The organism is Vibrio sp. RC2502 (assembly GCF_054850435.1).
In genome coordinates this window covers 1968910-1986777 of the sequence record NZ_CM141453.1, presented here as the reverse complement: position 1 = coordinate 1986777, position 17868 = coordinate 1968910, and the positions used below count along the sequence as shown (strand labels likewise).

The following is a 17868-nucleotide window of genomic DNA, read 5'->3' as shown; positions in this document are numbered from 1 at the left end:
AGCTTATTGTAAAATCTTCAGTTAATTATAAAATCCGGAATGAAAATTGCTTTAACCGCTTTTCCCTTGCTGTTTATTGTCGAAGTTATCGATGATAAGGAATGATATTGCCGCTTTATGATTTGGCGGCAAAAGGATAACGATGAAGTATAAAGTAATTCCGCTCTTGTTGTGCCCCGTATTTGCTTACGGAAAAGACATTACCCATATCTCTACCTACGAAGACAACTACGTTCTAGGTACATACACCACAGACATCAACCAAAGCGCCTACAGCGAAATGGGCTCAGAGATGGATTCACTGCAAGATTTTGAAGTGAAGTTTCAGATCTCAGCATCAATTCCATTTTATCGCTTCAGCTCAGGCACTGCTTTGATGGGGGCTTATACTCAAAAGTCCTTATGGCAACTGGCAAACTCTGATATCTCATCGCCATTTAGAGAAACAAACTACAAGCCGCAAGTGTTCTTAGCACATCGATCGAACATGTTGTTGTTCAATCATGTTGAAGCCGGTTACAAACATGAATCGAACGGTCAATCCAGCAAACTGTCACGCAGTTGGGACCGTCTATATGTCGCTGCCGAGCGTTTTTCTGGCCCAGTCGAGTATGGCGTACATGCATGGTGGGTGATTACCACAGAAAATGACGACATGGAAAATTACTACGCACCTTACGAGTTGTGGGCGAAAGTTTATACCCGTGCGGGTGTGGTCAATACGCGCGGTTTTTACAACTTTGCTGATGATAAAGGTGGAGTTGAACTAGGTTACACATTCTATTTCAATGACATTCTTGGTGTATATCTTCAAGGTTACCATGGCTACGGTGAAACGCTGATCGACTATGATCATTCTCAAACCCGTGTTGGGCTTGGTATTAAGCTGATGAATCTATAAGCTTTTGGTATTGATATCATCGCTTAAGCCCTGTTTTTAGTTTGCTGTTTGAAATATTAATCAATTGAATGCTTATATATGGCGAAGCTGTGCATCACTTGTTACAAAGCTGGTTTTAATATTTCCTTTTGAATGTAATTAAGGGCATAAAAGACTATTCTTTTATATCCCATTGCTATATCAAAATAGTTGAACGATATTTGGTATATCTCATTTTCGAGTGTCGGGGGGCGGAGAATGGATCAACAAGGAAAGACATGCATCGAGTTCGACTACACCAGCTTTTTAGGAGCTACAGGAAGTAAGAAATGGACCTTCTTAGAGGCGTTCGCGACCATTGCGCCCATTTTTGGTTTGATGTGGAAGCAGAACATTGCAGAGTTGAGCCGACCGGAAGATCGACTCTGGGATGCGGCATTAAAATCGATGTCTTCACGTCAAAGTGACGAATCGAACTTAGTTCGTTTAACTCAGCTCGCAAAGCATGAAGGGATAAATGAATTACGTGTTGTCATGCCATATTCACTCGACCCAAAGCAGATTGAATATATTGAATCTCGCAGTAAGTTGAAGGTCGATGCGTCGGAGCAAGATGTTCTGAATATCAAGTTTTAAGCGTGGCCTTCTAATCTCACTTATACGCTTAAATAGAATCACCACAAAAGCGACCTCTCTGGGTCGCTTTTTTCGTATCTCAAGTGCTATGCATTCCACCTGCTCTGTCTAGCTCATATTATTGATTGGCTTAGTCCAATGCCACTTTTGTTGGAAGTGTGATGAATATAGAGTATTTACACTTAATTTAACAAAAATGTAACCTTTAGAAATGCAATTGTCATAACTAGCTTCTAACTTAGTGTTTTTAGGACAAATTACCGACCCAAATCATCGGCGCTGTGAGCTCGAATCAATACCCTTTTGTCTGCGGATAGGGAGATTTTTATTCGTTGCGTTATTTGGGCAAAAACAAAAACACAATAAGAAAGGAAGTCAGTATGTCTTTGTCTCGTCGAGACTTTATGAAAGTTGTCTCTTCAACCGCCGTTGCTACCGGTCTAATCGGTTGTGGCAGCGACGATAATGAATCCGTTGCCGTTAGTTTTGAACATGGTGTCGCCAGTGGCGATCCGACTCAAGCACAAGTGATTATTTGGACTCGGGTGACTACAGCCGCGAGTTACGTGGATGTGACCTGGCAAGTCGCATCCGACATGGAGTTTTCCAATGTCGTGCAAAGTGGCGTATTCACTACCGATACAGGACGTGATTTCACGGTAAAAGTGGACGTACAAAACCTCAACGCCAATTCTCAGTACTACTACCGATTTATGGTCGGCGAGATGATGAGTGAGGTAGGGCAAACTCAAACTCTGCCTGAAGATGGTGTAGAAAAAGCATCGATGGCGGTGGTGTCTTGCGCCAACTATCCAGCGGGTTATTTCCACGTTTATCGCGAGATCTTAAATCAACATGAACAATCGCCATTTGACGTTGTGTTACATCTTGGTGACTACATTTATGAATATGGGGCTGGAGGCTATGCCAGTGAAGATGCCGCTGCATTAGGGCGCGAACCGAGCAAAGGTGCAGAATGTATCACGCTGGACGATTACCGAAAAAGATACGCCCAATATCGTCAAGATGCCGATCTGCAAGCATTACATGCCAAACTGCCCATGATTGCAGTTTGGGATGATCACGAGTTAGCTAATGACACATGGAAAAATGGCGCCGAGAACCATCAGGATGATGAAGGTAGCTTTATCGACCGTCGAGCCGCCGCTGCGGCTGCATGGACTGAGTGGTTGCCAGTTCGTGAGAATACATTCTCAAACATGTTGATTTATCGTCAGTTCTCATTTGGCAGCTTAGTGAATCTCATGATGCTCGATACGCGCCTTGTCGGTCGTGATAAGCCATTGGATTACTTCTCACTCAGTGCACCAACAATGGAAGCTATCGGTGGGTTAGTTGTTCAATCACGCAGTGCAGATAGGGAACTGCTAGGCACTGAACAACTTGCTTGGTTGATGAATGAATTCAACACGCACGATGCAAAATGGAACGTTCTAGGCCAACAAGTTTTGATGTCGAGAATGGAGCTACCAAGTTCAGTGATGACGGCGATGTTCCAACTGTTTACGTCAACAGAAGAGAAGAAAACAGAAGCTTTGTTGGCCGTGAATACAGCGATCACGGGTTATCTTGCCGATCCAAGTGCAGATCCCATTTCTCTGCCTTACAACCTCGATGCTTGGGATGGTTACTATGTCGAGCGTGAAAAAGTCTACCAACTGGCCAAAGCAAGTAGTGGCAATTTTGTGTGTTTAGCGGGCGATACTCACAACGCGTGGGCAAGTGAGTTAAAAGATGTGTCAAACAATCCGATAGGGGTCGAGTTTGCGACGAGCTCGGTGAGCTCTCCGGGGTTGGAAGAGTATTTGGCGTTGGACCCGGTGGCGATTGCGCAAATGGAATACACCTTGCCGCATTTAGTCTCCGAGCTGCAATGGGCTGACATCAAACAACGTGGCTTTATGCGAGTGACCTTTACTGCTGATGCCGCTCAATCAACGTGGTACTTGGTGTCGACCATCAAAGATAAAAAGTATCAGGTGACGACGAAGTCGGCGTCTACGACAAATGGCACAACGTTAGACATTATCTAATCTAAACTGGCAAAAAAAGTAAAAGTCCGCTTATCAAGGCGGACTTTTTTATTGGCAATTTTCAATCAGCTTTCAGATAGCTAGTCGATCAAACCGTACTCTTTGCTGAGAATTTCGATGATTTCAGCTTTTGGATTTTCGCTTAGCGTAATTGGTTTACCTGTAATTTTCTCGGCGATACCAATGTAGGTTCTTGAAATATCCATCAAAGATTCAACAGGAAGATCGTTATCGCGTGCAAGAGCTTCGCGCTCTGGCATACGTTCTTTGTTTAATAAGATATCTGGGTCAGGGAAGTGGTTAAGTAGGAACTGACGGAAACCTTCTTTCGAGTTTTCAACGATGTTACCTGCCCGGTACTCCTTTGCATCCCAAATACGAGAAGAATCTGGCGTGCCAACTTCATCCATGTAGATCAGCTTTTCATTACCTGCGGCGTCATGAACATAACCAAATTCGAATTTGGTATCGACAAAAATTTGGTCGATTCCTTCTAACGCTTGGCTGATAACGTTAAAGCCTTCTTTCAACAATTTTTCGTACTGAGCGATATCTTCTGCGCTTGAGAAGTTAAACGCTTCATAGTTGTCCACGATATTTTGGCGAGTGATGTTCACATCGTCTGCTTCTGGTACACCAGGAATGCCTTTTAGGATGCCTTTGGTTGACGGCGTCATTAGCAAATTCGGTAGCGCTTTATCTTTTTCTAACCCTTCAGGAAGTTGAATACCACAAAACTCGCGCTCACCATTTGCGTATGCACGCCACATGGAACCAGTGATGTATTTACGGCAGATTGCCTCAATTTTTACCGGTTTTGCTTTTTGAACGATCCAAACAAATGGGTGAGGAATATCTAAGATGTGGCTGTCAGCTAAGCCGTTGTCTTTAAAAAGCTTAAACCAATGATTTGAAATGGCATTCAATGCGGCACCTTTACCCGGTACACCTTTAAGCCCACCTTCACCATGCCAAATACAATCGAAAGCAGAAATACGATCGCTGATCACCATGATGGCCAGGGGCGCATCTGGTGCGACATCGTATCCTTTTTCTTTGATCAGTCGGGCACTGTCTTCTTCAGTTAACCAGTAAACTGAACGAACTTTTCCGCTGTGTACGGGTTTGTGGGTGCGAATTGGCAGGTCGTCATTGACGGCAAGTACTTGATTAGCAAGGCTCATTGCGACATTCCTATCATCTTAATCAAACGTCTTAAGGAGAAGATATTCAGCGGAAAATATCAGCTGAATAAATCGAATGAGGGCATCATACCAGAACTATTTTAACTCGCCAGAGAAAAAGCAAACGTTTGCCTCTTTTCTTTAATACAAAAAATGCCCCCTTAAAAGGAGGCGAGATGCAGGATGGATAACGTCGATCTTGTTAGTGATACTGGTTTACTCTGCCTTCGACGAAAAAGACTTCACACTGATAACGCTGAGCGATGTCACGCAACATGGATTGGTTCATAAGAGCAATTTTGTTTGATGCGACAACCGCGCTGGCATTGCCAGACTGAATGGCTTTGATAACGATTTCGACTTCAGAAAGCTGTTGAGACGGCTTCATCTGAATAACGTTTTTGCAGCAAATATTGGAAGCAGTGAGTTGCTCAAAATCAGGACGAGGACACTCAGCGGTAAACAGAATCCATTGTTTTTGCTGTGACAATACTGCCAACTTAGAAAGAAGCTGATCAGACACATCCATTGGTTGAGTGGTTTGTGCCAGTACGTTGTAACGTGAGTATGTACGAGATTGACTTTGTAACTGCATCTTACTGTTCCTTTATACATGCTGTATGTGTATACAGTAGTTTGTTTTGGGTATCTGATCAACCCATTTTTACTGATGAGTACGTGAGATAACGCTCGTTGATAGTTGAATGATTTTTTAAGGTGTTGATTTTTAACGAATTGTTTTTGTTCTTGATATGTTGGGTATGGATTGAAAAGTGTGAAGTTAGCAACATTATCCGAGTGATATATACAGGTGTTTACTACTGTATATACAGTGCTTTTGTTGGTGTTATACAGTGGTTTTTGATGGTCGATACAGGTATGAGTCACACAATGAGCGTGTTTACGTCGTGATTATGGGGAAGAGATGTGAATCATAAGCGATCAAAAAAGCGCCCTAAAAGGCGCTTTTGAAAATCAGTTCCATTGATTCTAACCGGATTAGCTCGCTCGTTGTGCCATGCGCTCACGCATTTGCATTTCGCCTTGGTTAAACAGACGAACATCGATCTTCGCCATGTCGTAGCAGGCTTGGCAAGAGTGATGATATTTGCCATCTACATAATCGTGACGAGTAACAAAACTTGGTTTTTTACACCAATCGCAGGTGCCTTCTTCAGTGAACATTGATTTTCTCCCCACCTAGATAAATATGAGTCGTTAGGTGTTATTTTTCGCCGGGCATTATGGCATGAAAAAGAGATTGACGTTAAATGTCTGTTAATTTGTTTGAGAGCGAGATCGATTGCGAACCTTGTTTTACTTAGACTTAAAGCTAGCCATCAAGCGCCCTTTAGTTGTGGTTTACGATTTTGTAACATTTTGTGAGATGATTTTAAACGCCTGGTTCAAACGTTTCATTTCTTCTTCACTTCCACGAGTATCTGGATGATAGAGTTTTGAAAGTTGTCGATAGCGGAGTTTCACTGCTTGGTTATCAGGAATGGTTTGTGGTGTGTAACCAAACATCGCGCAGGCAACCGCAACTTTATGATTGTCGGATTGGCTACGAGTCTTTTTAAACTCTTTGAATACTTTCTCCAGCTGACGCTTCAATTGTTTATTCGTGAACTCTAACTCTTTTACTTTCGCATCAAGTTGCTGAGTTTGGTTTGCCTCTTGGGAAGACAGTGTGGCCAAGGCTCGTTGTTGTTTCCTTAGAGTTACCCATCCACCGAAGCCTGCTAGAGCGATCACCAATCCACCAATAGCCAACCACATAATCGTGCCATTATCAGACGTTACGGTTGATTGTGGAGCGACAGGCTGCTCTTCTTTTGTCGCTTCTTTATCTAATTCCACAATTTCGGAGACTTGCTTTGCACGCAGTTGATTGAAGCGCTCTTCGAGATAATGATTGTAAGCTTCTTCCGCTTGAGGGTTTGTGTCCGAGGCTAATTGGTACCACGCCTCAACGAGATCACTGGTGGTGATGTCTTTTTGGTGATGCTGAACAAAGTCCGCTAACAAGAACCCTCGGTCGCGAGGGTCATTCAACGCTACAGAGGTAAACCAATACGTTGCCTGTGAGTAATTAACCGCACCGGTCAATCCTCGGGAATAGTCTTCGGCCAGCTGTTTCTGTGCAGGTAAATAGCCTTGGCTTGCGGATTGCTCTAGCCAATAGCGAACATCCGATGGCGAATCTGATTTTGGAGAAAGAGCCAGTTGCTGCGCCAGTTCAAATTGTTCTGCTGGGGATGTTGGTGCTTGAGAAGCAAATGCAGATATAGAAAGACAGCTGCTTAACGTAAAGGATAGGGCGATGGTTTTGAATGACATTGAATGTGTCAGGCCTAGCGTAAGTTGCTAGGCCTGCTCCGGTAATTTTTGTTATTACCGTTATGGTGCTACCAAATTACTTCAGTGGCAAGATCTGGATTTCAACACGGCGGTTGCAAGCACGACCTTCAGAAGTTTGGTTTGAGCAAATTGGATTGCGCTCACCGTAGCCACGTGCAATTGCACGGCCTGGAGCCACTTTTTGAGACACAAGGAACTGACGAACAGATTCCGCGCGACGCTCAGAAAGCGTTTGGTTGTATGATTCGCTACCAGTGCTGTCTGTGTAGCCATCAATGACTAGGCTTGTATCTGGGTATTCAACCAGAATACGAGCAACACCACGTAGAGTATTGTGGATGCTTGCATCCAGTTGGTATGAGCTTGAAGAGAAGCCAATACCATTTTCCATGCGAAGTAGAAGTTGGTTTTCACCTACACGCTGTACTTGTACGCCAGAGTTTAGCAACGCACGACGCAGTTCTGCTTCTTGTTGGTCAAAGTAATAACCGACGCCTGCTCCAGTAGCACCGCCTGCCGCCGCACCAATAAGAGCATGTTTACGACGTTCTTTTGCGTTATCACCAGTTGCCAAACCGATCGCTGCACCAGCAATAGCACCAATTAGCGCGCCTTGCGTGGTAGAGTTCGTTTCGTATTCACCCGTTGTTGCATTTTGGCGTTGAGTAGCTTGACAGCCTGTAAGAGCTAGCACTAGTGCCAGTGCAATAGACATCTTTTTCAAGGGAAAATCTCCGTATAAAACTGAGGCGAAAGAGTGCCTCATAATGGGATGCGAATTATGAATCAGTAGATATTGATATTTGTTATGCGAAAGTAAGATTGATAGAAAGCTGTGTAAGAATTTTCTTATAACGCTCAATATCAACCCACTTTTACGTATCTAGTTGAGTATGTTGCGCTTATTTAGAGGTGTTGCCCAACATTTTTCTGGCTTGTTCTCCACCGACACCACGGTTTACAGAGACTTTTCTGCCTTTCTTTAATCCGACTTCGTAGTCTTCAGTCAGATTCTTCATGGCTTCTCTTAATTGTTTTTTGAACGTTTCACGGTCGATGTTCTGAAACTCTTTATCAATGTAATCATTGATTTTGTTTGCAGACTCTTCATCTGGTGAGATCACAGGTAGCTTTTCAAGTGCGCCTTCTACCCAGCCAGAAACAAAAGAGTTAACGCGACGAGTCACTTCCATTGAAGACGTACCAGAACCTGCAAAGCTATTACGGAACTGGCCGGTGCTTTCATTCAATTCTCGATAGATGATGTCGAAAGCAAAGGCAGCAAAGATAGCGCGATCGGCTTCACCAATAAACTCAACGCGTTTAAGCCCTTTGTGATTCAACAAGACGGCTTCAACACCAAACTTAGTGTTAATGCCACGAATCACGCGCAATAGGGTAGAACTGATGTTGGACGGCAACAAATGAGAAGATTGAGTTTTTCCCATTTTGATAAACTCAATATCGTCTTTGTCCAAACCATATTTGAGCATAAGGCGATGCGCCATCTTGATGGCGTTAGCCGCCTCATTCACGTTGGCGGAGTTACCCAGTTCCAAACACTTGGCGATTTTTTTCAGAGCTTTTTGTTTATCCATCGACAACCAGTAACGAAAGCAGAAAATTTACGAAGTCAGACATATTACCTTTTTTGACATAAAAACGAAATACAAGGCGAGGTGGAAGTGGGTTCTTCTGAGAAAAAATAAGCCCCGCGAGGAGCGAGGCTAGGCGTTTTTAGGTCGTCTTAATTCGGCGAAACGATATTACCTTATCGAGATGACTTCTCTTGGGATGGCGTGGCTGACGGTTACAAACCCAGTTGGCTCAGTAAGTCGTCAGCGTCATCTTTAGAGTTCGAAGATTCCGACTCTTTTTCTGCCATGTTTTTACGCGCGGCTTCTAAGATGTCATCTGGGTTTTCATCTTCTGCAATTTCAAATTCTTCAAGCTGGATGAACTCTGTTTTGTCCATCGCTAGCTCTAAATAGAAAATGTTGTTGTTCGCGGTCGAGAACGTCACACGACGTGCTTGAGGGCGATCCAAATTGGTATCAACTTGCAAAATTACCTGTTTGTTCAGTGCCAGCATCTTCGGCTGGTTTTGCGTGATGTTGGTTTGCAGTTCTTTACGGATTTTATTGGTAAAGTCACCGACCAATTGGTTCATGAGTTCACCCAATACGTCTGCAACTTCATCAGAAGTATGGGAGATAGCCAGTTCTTCTTCTGGCATGCCCATGTTACGCATGTAGTTGGTATAAATCTCTAAAGCGGCTTTTGCAGTAAAGTTAATCACTACAAGTCCGGTAAATCCGCCATCAAATAGGACAAAACAGCCAAAATCTGGTTTGAGGCTGGTCTTGTTGATCTTTTGAACCATTGCGGAGTAATTAACTTGAGAAGAGGTGGCCGAAGTAAGAACGCCAGAAACAGACTGGCAAAGTTTTAGAAGGATATCTTCCGTGGTAACAACTTTATTTTTTTTCATTCTGAAAGCTCATCTAGAAACGCGATTTCTATCCCAATGTAAGGCATCAAGCCTCAAAAAATAAAGCATAAGTTTAATTATTGTATTGAGATTCTGATTTGATCGCCTTTTTAAATGTTGTAAAGTGACGAAATTCAAAGAATATTACTCCTCTCACTTTTTTGCGGCGTCTTGTTGTGCTGACAGCTGCGCTGTATGAGAAATGAGCAAATAATTAGATAACCCGCAGCTGATGGGATCAGCGTCGTAGGGGCAGGAAGCAAATGTTACCAAGATTACACTCGCAAACTGATGTCGATCCTCTTGTTCTTCGTTTTCTGAAAGAGCTTGAGCAAGCCGGATTCACTGGCGATATCGAAAGCCAATATTCAAGTCGTTTAGCTGTCGCTACTGACAACAGCGTTTACCAGCAACTTCCTCAAGCAGTCGTCCATCCTCGAACGACTCAAGATGTTTCTCTCATCGGGAAACTGAGCAATCAAGAAAAGTACGAAAGAATCACGTTCTCCCCTCGTGGTGGCGGTACCGGCACAAATGGCCAGTCGCTGACCAAAGGCATTGTGGTGGATTTGTCTCGCCACATGAACAAAGTATTGGAAGTGAATGAAGATGAAGGGTGGGTTCGCGTTCAAACTGGTGTAGTGAAAGATCAGTTGAACGATGCGGTTCGTCCTTACGGCTACTTTTTCTCTCCAGATTTGTCGACCAGCAACCGCGCAACGATAGGCGGGATGGTAAATACCGACGCCTCTGGTCAAGGCTCTCTTAAATACGGGAAAACGTCTGATCATGTACTGTCGTTGCAAGCGGTGTTTGCTGATGGCTCGATTTTAGAGTCTGATTTGTCTCATGGTTATCCAAAAGAAGGCGAGTTTGCCGCTACGGCGTTACAAGTGACGGAATCAGTTTGTCGAGATAAACGCCAACAGATCTTGGATAAATTTCCTCCTCTTAATCGCTTCCTAACGGGCTACGACTTAAAGAACGCGTTAAATGAAGAAGATGACCGTTTCGATATCACACGAGTGCTGTGTGGAGCAGAAGGCTCATTGGCCTTTATTACGGAAGCGAAGCTAAACCTGACGCCAATTCCGAAAGCGCGTACCTTAGTTAACGTGAAATACAACAGCTTTGACTCTGCACTGCGCAATGCGCCATTTATGGTCGAAGCGAAAGCACTTTCTGTTGAAACTGTTGACTCAAAAGTACTTAATCTCGCGAAGCAAGACATTGTCTGGCACACCGTGAGCGATTTGATCACCGACGTGCCAAACAAAGAAATGCTTGGCATCAATATGGTGGAATACGCAGGGCAAGACGAAGAAGAAGTTGCTGCGCAGGTCGCGGCGTTAACCGCCAAACTCGATATCATGTTGGAAACAGAAGAAGCGGGCATTATCGGCTACCAAGTTTGTAACGATGTAGCGAGTATTGGACGTATCTACAACATGCGTAAAAAAGCGGTGGGTTTGTTAGGCGCTGCAAAAGGACGCGCTAAACCGGTCGCATTCGCTGAAGATACGTGTGTACCACCAGAAAACTTGGCCGATTTCATCGTAGAGTTCCGCGAACTATTAGATAGCAAGTCTCTGAATTACGGTATGTTTGGTCACGTTGATGCAGGGGTGCTGCACGTGCGTCCTGCGTTGGATTTGTGCGACCCGCACCAAGAAGCATTGATGCATGAAGTCTCTGATGAAGTCGTCAAGCTGGTAGCGAAATACGGCGGCCTGATGTGGGGTGAGCACGGTAAAGGTTTCCGCTCGGAATATGGTCCGGAGTTCTTTGGCAAAGAGTTGTTTACTGAGCTTCGACGCGTAAAAGCTGCATTCGACCCACACAATAAAATGAACCCAGGTAAAATTTGTACGCCACTTGATAGCGATGCAGAGTTGGTAAAAGTAACCGACACCAAACGTGGTTACTATGATCGCCAAATTGACGTACAAGTACGTGACAGCTTTAAGCAAGCGATGGAATGCAACGGGAACGGTTTGTGCTTTAACTACGATACCAGTTCGCCGATGTGTCCATCGATGAAAGTGACGGCTGATCGTCGTCATTCGCCAAAAGGGCGCGCTGGATTGGTTCGTGAATGGTTGCGTCAGCTTACTGAGCAAGGTATTGATATTCTTGACCTAGAAAAGCAAACGTTAGAAAACAAAACATCGATCAAAACCATGATTGATCGTGTGCGTCATTCCATTAATCGTCGTCACGAATACGATTTCTCTCATGAAGTTTATGAAGCAATGAACGGCTGCTTAGCGTGTAAAGCGTGTGCGAGCCAATGTCCGATCAAAGTGGATGTCCCAAGTTTCCGCTCCCGCTTCTTAAACATTTATCACTCGCGCTATCAGCGTCCGGCAAAAGATTATTTGGTTGCCAACATTGAAACCATGCTACCAATGATGGCAAAAGCACCGGCAGTCGTGAACGGCTTATTGAAACAGTCGTGGGTGAAGAGCTTAACGGCTTCAACTGTAGGGTATGTGGATGCGCCGTTGTTGTCTGTTCCTACGTTGAAACAGCGCGTAGAGTCGCTGACAACGCCGTATGATCTGCAAGCGTTGAGTGGTTTGTCTTCGACTGAGAAGAGCAAGCACGTATTAATCGTTCAAGACCCATTTACCAGTTATTACGATGCGGACGTTGTTGAAGACTTCGTCAAGTTGGTTAAAAAGCTAGGTATGCATCCAGTGCTTTTGCCATTTAAGCCAAATGGTAAAGCGCAACACATCAAAGGTTTCCTACGCCAGTTTAAAGATACCGCGGCTGATACGGCGAAGTTCTTGGCGATGGTGGCGGACTTAGACATTCCGTTGGTCGGCGTTGATCCGGCATTGGTGCTGTGCTATCGAGATGAGTACGCGGAAGTACTCGGTAGCAAGCGAGGCGATTTCGATGTGCTAACGGCTCACGAATGGCTGTACCCAAGGTTGGAAGCGTTTGAAGTAGCAAAGCAACGGGAAAATCAGGAACCGTGGTACTTGTTTGCGCACTGCACTGAAAAAACCAAAATGCCGAACGCAGAGAAAGAATGGGGCGCTATTTTTGCTCACTTTGGCGCGGTATTGAACACAGTACCGGTTGGTTGTTGTGGCATGGCGGGTACATTTGGCCACGAGGTGGATAAGCTGTCGATGTCGAAAGACATATACAATTTAAGTTGGAAACCAAACCTAGATAAGTTAGATAACGAAAGATGTTTGATTACTGGTTATTCTTGCCGAAGCCAAGTAAAACGCTTTGAAGGAACAAAGCCTAAGCATCCCGTTCAAGCACTGTTAACTTTGGTATAATGACATCAAGCCCAGTCCAACTGGGCTTTTTGCCCAATGATGAACATTCCATTTCAAAGGATCTGAACCTTGAGAAAACTTGAACTCAAAGTCCCACCTGTTGCGGTGTTTTTGCTGGTCATACTCTTGATGTACGGGCTTAAAGTCTTGACGCCGAGCATGAACATTCGAGTGCCCTTTGTTGAGTTTGTAGTCGGCGCACTAACTTTGTTGTCTGGCTACATGGGGATTGCCGGTGTATATGAATTTCGCAAAGTAAAGACTACCGTGAACCCAGTAAAACCTGATGCAGCATCTTCCGTTGTAAGAACTGGCGTGTTTGCCTTCTCACGTAACCCAATGTACATGGCGTTGTTACTGCTCATCATTGCAGTGGGTTTATGGTGGCAACATTTAAGTGTGGTGCTTTGCGGTGTGCTGTTTGTTAGTTATATGAATCGATTTCAAATCAAACCAGAAGAACATGTATTGGAAAGGTTGTTTGGTGATGAATACTTGGATTATAAAAACCAAGTTCGTCGCTGGATTTGAATACCGAACTGCCATCGACTCATTTTTTAAGTAAAAAGAAAGCCCAACATTAATCGTTGGGCTTTCTTTTTGGTATCCGATTGTTATCGCTAATTCGGCAGTCTGTTACGCTGCCTTAACGAACTTTGCTAGGAATGCATCCTTACGCTCATTAAAGCGGTGTACAAGATCGTCAACGGCTTCTTGATCGTATGGCTTCAAACCACTCGCTACCATGCGTTTAATACCTTTACCGACCACTTCACCGTCTTCTTTGAATGCGAAGTTCAAAGTCACCACGCCGCGCTTACCATCTACATCAAACGTCGCACCAGTGAAATCCACTTCAGGATGTGTAAGGTCTAAGCGTGAAAATTCCACTTCCATGCTTTCATAAATAACCAGTGGACGCTGACAGTTGATCATCATTTGTTTCTCTTCCATAAGAGGAACCATGATGTGCGGGAAGTTCATGCCAGAAAACTGCACGTAGTTTGTTACCACGTGCTCAATAAAAGCCGGGTTGTGGTTGGTTTCGCCTTCACGAGACATGTGCAAGTATTCTTTGCCTGCCTCATCTACAACTGCGCTTTCTTTTTCACACTTATTTTCAATATGCAGCTCAATGCCATCATTTACCATGCCAGAGAAACGAAAGCGCATTTTTTGGCTGATGCCTTCTTTACTTAGTAGAACGGCAAATAGCAGGTCGCCAGGCACACAAAAGCGTTTGTTATCTTCATCATGAATAGGGTTGTAATCACCAGCCACGCGCTTAGCAAAGTGACTTGCTTGTTCGCGAGTGAATTGAAATTGATGATTATTGTTTGAAAAATAAGGTGTTAGAAACATAATTATTAAGTAGTAACCAAAACTGTAAGGGATTATATGCGAATATCTGAGTAGCAATGGTCCATCCAGTAGAAAGTTCACTGCATTTTGACAATGCGCACCCAAATCAGCAGATAAACGTTTAAAAACACATGCTTGAATGGCTTATCCATTTATGATGCGAATAAGTGCGTCGCGCGACTCTGATATCACTCACGAATTGTTAAGAGTATAGACACAAAAAAGGCCCCACGAAGAGGTGGAGCCTAGACTGAAGTTTGCTTCTACAGATTAATGTACGCTTGGCAGAAGGTTCTCTGGCATCAGTGCGTTATGTAGAGCGAGTTTCAACAATGTGTTTGCTTGCTCGATATCGGGTGCAAAGTAACGGTCTTTATCGTAGAACGACACTTTTTCACGCAGCATCTGTTTTGCAATTTCGATTCGCTCAGACGATTTATTTGGCGCTCTGAAATCCAAACCTTGCGCCGCCGATAGATATTCGACAGCCAGAATGCCGCGAGTGTTTTCACCCATTTCTTTCAGCCTGCGAGCCGCGAATGTCGCCATTGACACGTGGTCTTCTTGGTTTGCTGATGTTGGTAAGCTGTCTACTGAGGCTGGGTGAGCAAGGGTCTTGTTTTCACTTGCCAATGCCGCAGAGGTTACTTGAGCAATCATGAAGCCAGAGTTCACGCCACCATTATCCACTAAGAATGGCGGCAGTTTTGATAGCGCGCTGTCGATGAGAAGTGCCATACGACGTTCAGACAAACTGCCAATTTCTGCAATGGCGAGAGCTAAGTTGTCGGCTGCCATCGCAACGGGTTCTGCATGGAAGTTACCGCCGGAGATGATGTCGTTATCTTCTGCAAATACTAATGGGTTATCAGAAACGGAGTTCGCTTCTACTTGCAATACTTCAGCGGAGTTACGAATTTGCTGCAAACACGCGCCCATTACTTGCGGCTGACAACGCAGTGAGTATGGGTCTTGCACTTTTTCACAGTTAGTGTGCGATTCACCAATTTCACTTGATGTATCCAGTAGGTGACGGTATGCGAGTGCTGCGTCCATTTGGCTACGATGACCACGTACGCGGTGGATTCGAGGGTCGAACGGACGTCGGCTACCTAGTGCGGCTTCTACAGACATGGCGCCACACACGGTTGCTGACGCAAAAAGGTCTTCAGCAATAAACAGACCTTCTAGCGCGAATGCTGTTGAAGCCTGTGTACCATTGAGTAACGCTAAGCCTTCTTTTGGCGCTAGTGTAATAGGCTCAAGACCAGCAATTTTAAGCGCTTCGTAGCCTGATACGATTTGGCCATTGTGACGTGCTTGGCCTTCACCAAGCAGCACCGTGCTCATGTGGGCTAGGGGAGCCAAATCGCCTGAAGCGCCCACCGAGCCTTTTTGAGGGACGCATGGATAAACTTGCGCATTGACCAAATCAATCAACATGTTGATGACTTTCAAACGAATGCCAGAAAATCCACGAGCCAAGCTGTTGATTTTTAAAACCATCATGAGGCGGACGGTTTCATCAGACATGAATTTACCGATACCCGCAGCGTGAGATAAAACAATGCTTCTTTGCAGCGTTTCTAAGTCTTCCGGTGCAATTCGAGTGTTTGCCAAAAGACCGAAACCGGTGTTTATACCATAGACGGTGCGATCTTCCGCAATGACGCGATCGACGACTTGAGTACTTTCTTCAATGCCCGGAATGGCCTCTGGGTCCAAAGTAAGGTTAACCGGGGAACGGCTCACTTGACGCAGTTCGTTTAAGCTAATATGACCTGGCTTTAGCGTTAAATTTAACATCTCTTTCATCCTTACTTGAGCTTCTTCAGTTCTTCGTTGAGCATTGGTAAATCCAGTCCTTGCTCGGCTGCACATTGTTTGGCGATATCATATCCTGCATCAGCATGACGCATTACACCCGTTGCAGGGTCGTTATGCAGTACGCGAGCAATGCGTTGAGAAGCATCGTCACTACCGTCACAACAAATGACCATACCCGAGTGTTGGGAGAAGCCCATACCTACGCCACCACCGTGATGAAGTGATACCCATGTTGCGCCACCAGCCGTGTTCAATAATGCGTTTAATAGTGGCCAGTCTGATACTGCGTCAGAGCCGTCCATCATGCCTTCTGTTTCTCGGTTCGGGCTTGCTACAGAGCCTGAATCTAAGTGGTCGCGACCAATAACGATAGGAGCTTTCAGCTCACCATTTTTCACCATTTCGTTGAACGCTTGACCAAGGCGCTCACGATCTTTCAAACCTACCCAACAAATACGAGCCGGAAGACCTTGGAACTGAATACGCTCACGCGCCATATCTAACCAGTTATGCAGATGTGGGTTGTCAGGAATTAACTCTTTTACTTTTTGGTCGGTTTTGTAAATGTCTTCTGGATCACCAGATAGAGCTGCCCAACGGAAAGGCCCAATGCCTTCACAGAATAAAGGACGAATATAAGCAGGAACGAACCCTGGGAAATCAAACGCATTTTCTACGCCTTCTTCCAGTGCCATCTGACGAATGTTGTTACCGTAATCGAGTGTCGCCGCGCCACGGCTTTGCAGATCAAGCATCGCTTGCACTTGTACTGCCATGGATTTCTTCGCTGCTTTTACAACAGCGGCTTCATCTTGTAGGCGCATTTCTGCTGCGTGAGACATACTCCAACCTTGTGGTAGGTAACCATTTAGTGGGTCATGCGCAGAGGTTTGGTCAGTAACTACATCTGGTGTGATATTGCGCTCAACAAGCTCAGAGAAAACGTCGGCCGCGTTACCTAGAAGACCTACAGATACTGGCGTGTCCGATTCGGTGATGATTGCGAGTGCTTCGTCTAGGGAAGTCGCTTTTTGGTCAACATAACCAGTACGCAGACGGTAATCGATACGTGATTCGTCACACTCAACGGCAATCATTGAAAAACCTGCCATGGTGCCCGCAAGTGGTTGAGCGCCACCCATGCCACCAAGACCACCAGTTAGAACCCAACGACCTTTTGCATCGCCGTTAAAGTGCTTTTTCGCAACTGACACGAAGGTTTCGTAAGTGCCTTGGACGATGCCTTGTGAACCGATATAAATCCAGCTACCCGCGGTCATTTGGCCGTACATCATCAAACCTTGCTTATCAAGCTCGTTGAAGTGTTCCCAATTTGCCCAATGCGGAACCAAGTTTGAGTTAGCAATGAGCACACGCGGTGCGTTTTTGTGGGTTGGGAAAACACCCACAGGTTTACCTGATTGCACTAAAAGCGTTTGGTCATCTTCGAGTCTTTCCAGTACTTCTACGATCTTGTCGTAACATTCCCAGTTTCGTGCTGCGCGACCAATGCCGCCGTATACCACTAATGAATGTGGATGTTCTGCCACATCAGGATCTAGGTTGTTCATTAGCATACGAAGTGGGGCTTCTGTAAGCCAAGATTTTGCGCGCAGTTTATTTCCGTGAGGTGCACGAATTGTTCTGCTTGTATCAAGTCGTGGATCTTGTCCCTGGCGCTGTGTCATTTTCAGACTCCTTTAGTTTCTCGTGATGACCAAGTGCTTGCTTGGTCTTGTTATTCCAAATTCACTTAGGTTTCAAAGTGATG

The 17868-nt window shown here is 44.9% G+C and carries 15 protein-coding genes; 5 read left to right on the top strand and 10 right to left on the bottom strand.

Annotated elements, in window-relative coordinates; translation table 11 throughout:
* Positions 1–142 precede the first annotated feature (142 nt).
* The 3 genes from ACYJZR_RS09350 to ACYJZR_RS09340 all read left to right on the top strand — a co-directional run bounded on the left by ACYJZR_RS09350 (position 143) and on the right by ACYJZR_RS09340 (position 3570).
* The gene (locus ACYJZR_RS09350; RefSeq protein WP_276385931.1) at positions 143–901 is read left to right on the top strand and encodes a phospholipase A; all 759 of its coding nucleotides are present in this window, start codon (positions 143–145) and stop codon (positions 899–901) included.
* Between the two features lie 237 nt (positions 902–1138).
* On the top strand, positions 1139–1516 hold the full coding sequence (locus ACYJZR_RS09345) for a transporter (protein WP_406964940.1): 378 nt from the start codon (positions 1139–1141) through the stop codon (positions 1514–1516).
* A 380-nt stretch (positions 1517–1896) separates the two neighbouring features.
* Positions 1897–3570, top strand: coding sequence for an alkaline phosphatase D family protein (locus ACYJZR_RS09340; protein ID WP_276393833.1), 1674 nt, complete (start codon positions 1897–1899; stop codon positions 3568–3570).
* 80 nt (positions 3571–3650) lie between these two features.
* On the opposite strand, the gene ACYJZR_RS09335 is transcribed toward ACYJZR_RS09340, so the two are convergent.
* From ACYJZR_RS09335 to ACYJZR_RS09305, 7 genes are all read right to left on the bottom strand, one after another.
* Positions 3651–4754, bottom strand: coding sequence for a phosphoribosylaminoimidazolesuccinocarboxamide synthase (locus tag ACYJZR_RS09335; RefSeq protein WP_025542598.1), 1104 nt, complete (start codon positions 4752–4754; stop codon positions 3651–3653).
* A 202-nt stretch (positions 4755–4956) separates the two neighbouring features.
* Positions 4957–5349 carry a cell division inhibitor SulA gene (locus ACYJZR_RS09330; protein ID WP_005462595.1) on the bottom strand — a complete coding sequence of 131 codons (393 nt, stop codon included), beginning with the start codon at positions 5347–5349 and terminating at the stop codon, positions 4957–4959.
* Between the two features lie 404 nt (positions 5350–5753).
* Entirely contained in the window at positions 5754–5939 is a 186-nt protein-coding gene (locus tag ACYJZR_RS09325; protein WP_005462602.1) for a hypothetical protein, read from the bottom strand.
* A gap of 177 nt (positions 5940–6116) precedes the next feature.
* The gene (locus ACYJZR_RS09320; protein WP_206972062.1) at positions 6117–7094 is read right to left on the bottom strand and encodes a J domain-containing protein; all 978 of its coding nucleotides are present in this window, start codon (positions 7092–7094) and stop codon (positions 6117–6119) included.
* Between the two features lie 76 nt (positions 7095–7170).
* Complete coding sequence (locus tag ACYJZR_RS09315) at positions 7171–7830, bottom strand: OmpA family protein (protein ID WP_005495535.1); 660 nt, start codon at positions 7828–7830, stop codon at positions 7171–7173.
* A 187-nt stretch (positions 7831–8017) separates the two neighbouring features.
* Positions 8018–8713 (bottom strand): DUF2786 domain-containing protein, encoded by a 696-nt coding sequence (locus ACYJZR_RS09310; RefSeq protein ID WP_005462644.1) that lies wholly within the window; start codon positions 8711–8713, stop codon positions 8018–8020.
* Between the two features lie 212 nt (positions 8714–8925).
* Complete coding sequence (locus ACYJZR_RS09305; RefSeq protein WP_005462648.1) at positions 8926–9606, bottom strand: DUF3334 family protein; 681 nt, start codon at positions 9604–9606, stop codon at positions 8926–8928.
* 263 nt (positions 9607–9869) lie between these two features.
* Between ACYJZR_RS09305 and ydiJ the strand changes: the two genes are divergently transcribed.
* The gene (ydiJ, locus tag ACYJZR_RS09300; protein WP_276422317.1) at positions 9870–12908 is read left to right on the top strand and encodes a D-2-hydroxyglutarate dehydrogenase YdiJ; all 3039 of its coding nucleotides are present in this window, start codon (positions 9870–9872) and stop codon (positions 12906–12908) included.
* Between the two features lie 69 nt (positions 12909–12977).
* Positions 12978–13439, top strand: a complete 462-nt coding sequence (locus tag ACYJZR_RS09295) for a methyltransferase family protein (protein WP_024702686.1) — start codon at positions 12978–12980, stop codon at positions 13437–13439.
* 105 nt (positions 13440–13544) lie between these two features.
* On the opposite strand, the gene ACYJZR_RS09290 is transcribed toward ACYJZR_RS09295, so the two are convergent.
* From ACYJZR_RS09290 to hutU, 3 genes are all read right to left on the bottom strand, one after another.
* Positions 13545–14270 (bottom strand): DUF3581 domain-containing protein, encoded by a 726-nt coding sequence (locus ACYJZR_RS09290; RefSeq protein WP_005462640.1) that lies wholly within the window; start codon positions 14268–14270, stop codon positions 13545–13547.
* A gap of 270 nt (positions 14271–14540) precedes the next feature.
* On the bottom strand, positions 14541–16076 hold the full coding sequence (gene hutH, locus ACYJZR_RS09285; RefSeq protein WP_025526582.1) for a histidine ammonia-lyase: 1536 nt from the start codon (positions 16074–16076) through the stop codon (positions 14541–14543).
* A gap of 11 nt (positions 16077–16087) precedes the next feature.
* A complete protein-coding gene (gene hutU, locus ACYJZR_RS09280) occupies positions 16088–17785 on the bottom strand; it encodes a urocanate hydratase (protein WP_005462647.1) in 1698 nt (565 codons plus the stop codon).
* Positions 17786–17868: the final 83 nt, after the last annotated feature.

Excerpts from the sequence above, each read along its gene's own strand:
- ACYJZR_RS09350 (WP_276385931.1), top strand. The coding sequence starts at position 143 with ATGAAGTATAAAGTAATTCCGCTCTTGTTGTGCCCCGTATTTGCTTAC.
- ACYJZR_RS09345 (WP_406964940.1), top strand. The coding sequence starts at position 1,139 with ATGGATCAACAAGGAAAGACATGCATCGAGTTCGACTACACCAGCTTT.
- ACYJZR_RS09340 (WP_276393833.1), top strand. The coding sequence starts at position 1,897 with ATGTCTTTGTCTCGTCGAGACTTTATGAAAGTTGTCTCTTCAACCGCC.
- ACYJZR_RS09335 (WP_025542598.1), bottom strand. The coding sequence starts at position 4,754 with ATGAGCCTTGCTAATCAAGTACTTGCCGTCAATGACGACCTGCCAATT.
- ACYJZR_RS09330 (WP_005462595.1), bottom strand. The coding sequence starts at position 5,349 with ATGCAGTTACAAAGTCAATCTCGTACATACTCACGTTACAACGTACTG.
- ACYJZR_RS09325 (WP_005462602.1), bottom strand. The coding sequence starts at position 5,939 with ATGTTCACTGAAGAAGGCACCTGCGATTGGTGTAAAAAACCAAGTTTT.
- ACYJZR_RS09320 (WP_206972062.1), bottom strand. The coding sequence starts at position 7,094 with ATGTCATTCAAAACCATCGCCCTATCCTTTACGTTAAGCAGCTGTCTT.
- ACYJZR_RS09315 (WP_005495535.1), bottom strand. The coding sequence starts at position 7,830 with ATGTCTATTGCACTGGCACTAGTGCTAGCTCTTACAGGCTGTCAAGCT.
- ACYJZR_RS09310 (WP_005462644.1), bottom strand. The coding sequence starts at position 8,713 with ATGGATAAACAAAAAGCTCTGAAAAAAATCGCCAAGTGTTTGGAACTG.
- ACYJZR_RS09305 (WP_005462648.1), bottom strand. The coding sequence starts at position 9,606 with ATGAAAAAAAATAAAGTTGTTACCACGGAAGATATCCTTCTAAAACTT.
- ydiJ (WP_276422317.1), top strand. The coding sequence starts at position 9,870 with ATGTTACCAAGATTACACTCGCAAACTGATGTCGATCCTCTTGTTCTT.
- ACYJZR_RS09290 (WP_005462640.1), bottom strand. The coding sequence starts at position 14,270 with ATGTTTCTAACACCTTATTTTTCAAACAATAATCATCAATTTCAATTC.
- hutH (WP_025526582.1), bottom strand. The coding sequence starts at position 16,076 with ATGTTAAATTTAACGCTAAAGCCAGGTCATATTAGCTTAAACGAACTG.
- hutU (WP_005462647.1), bottom strand. The coding sequence starts at position 17,785 with ATGACACAGCGCCAGGGACAAGATCCACGACTTGATACAAGCAGAACA.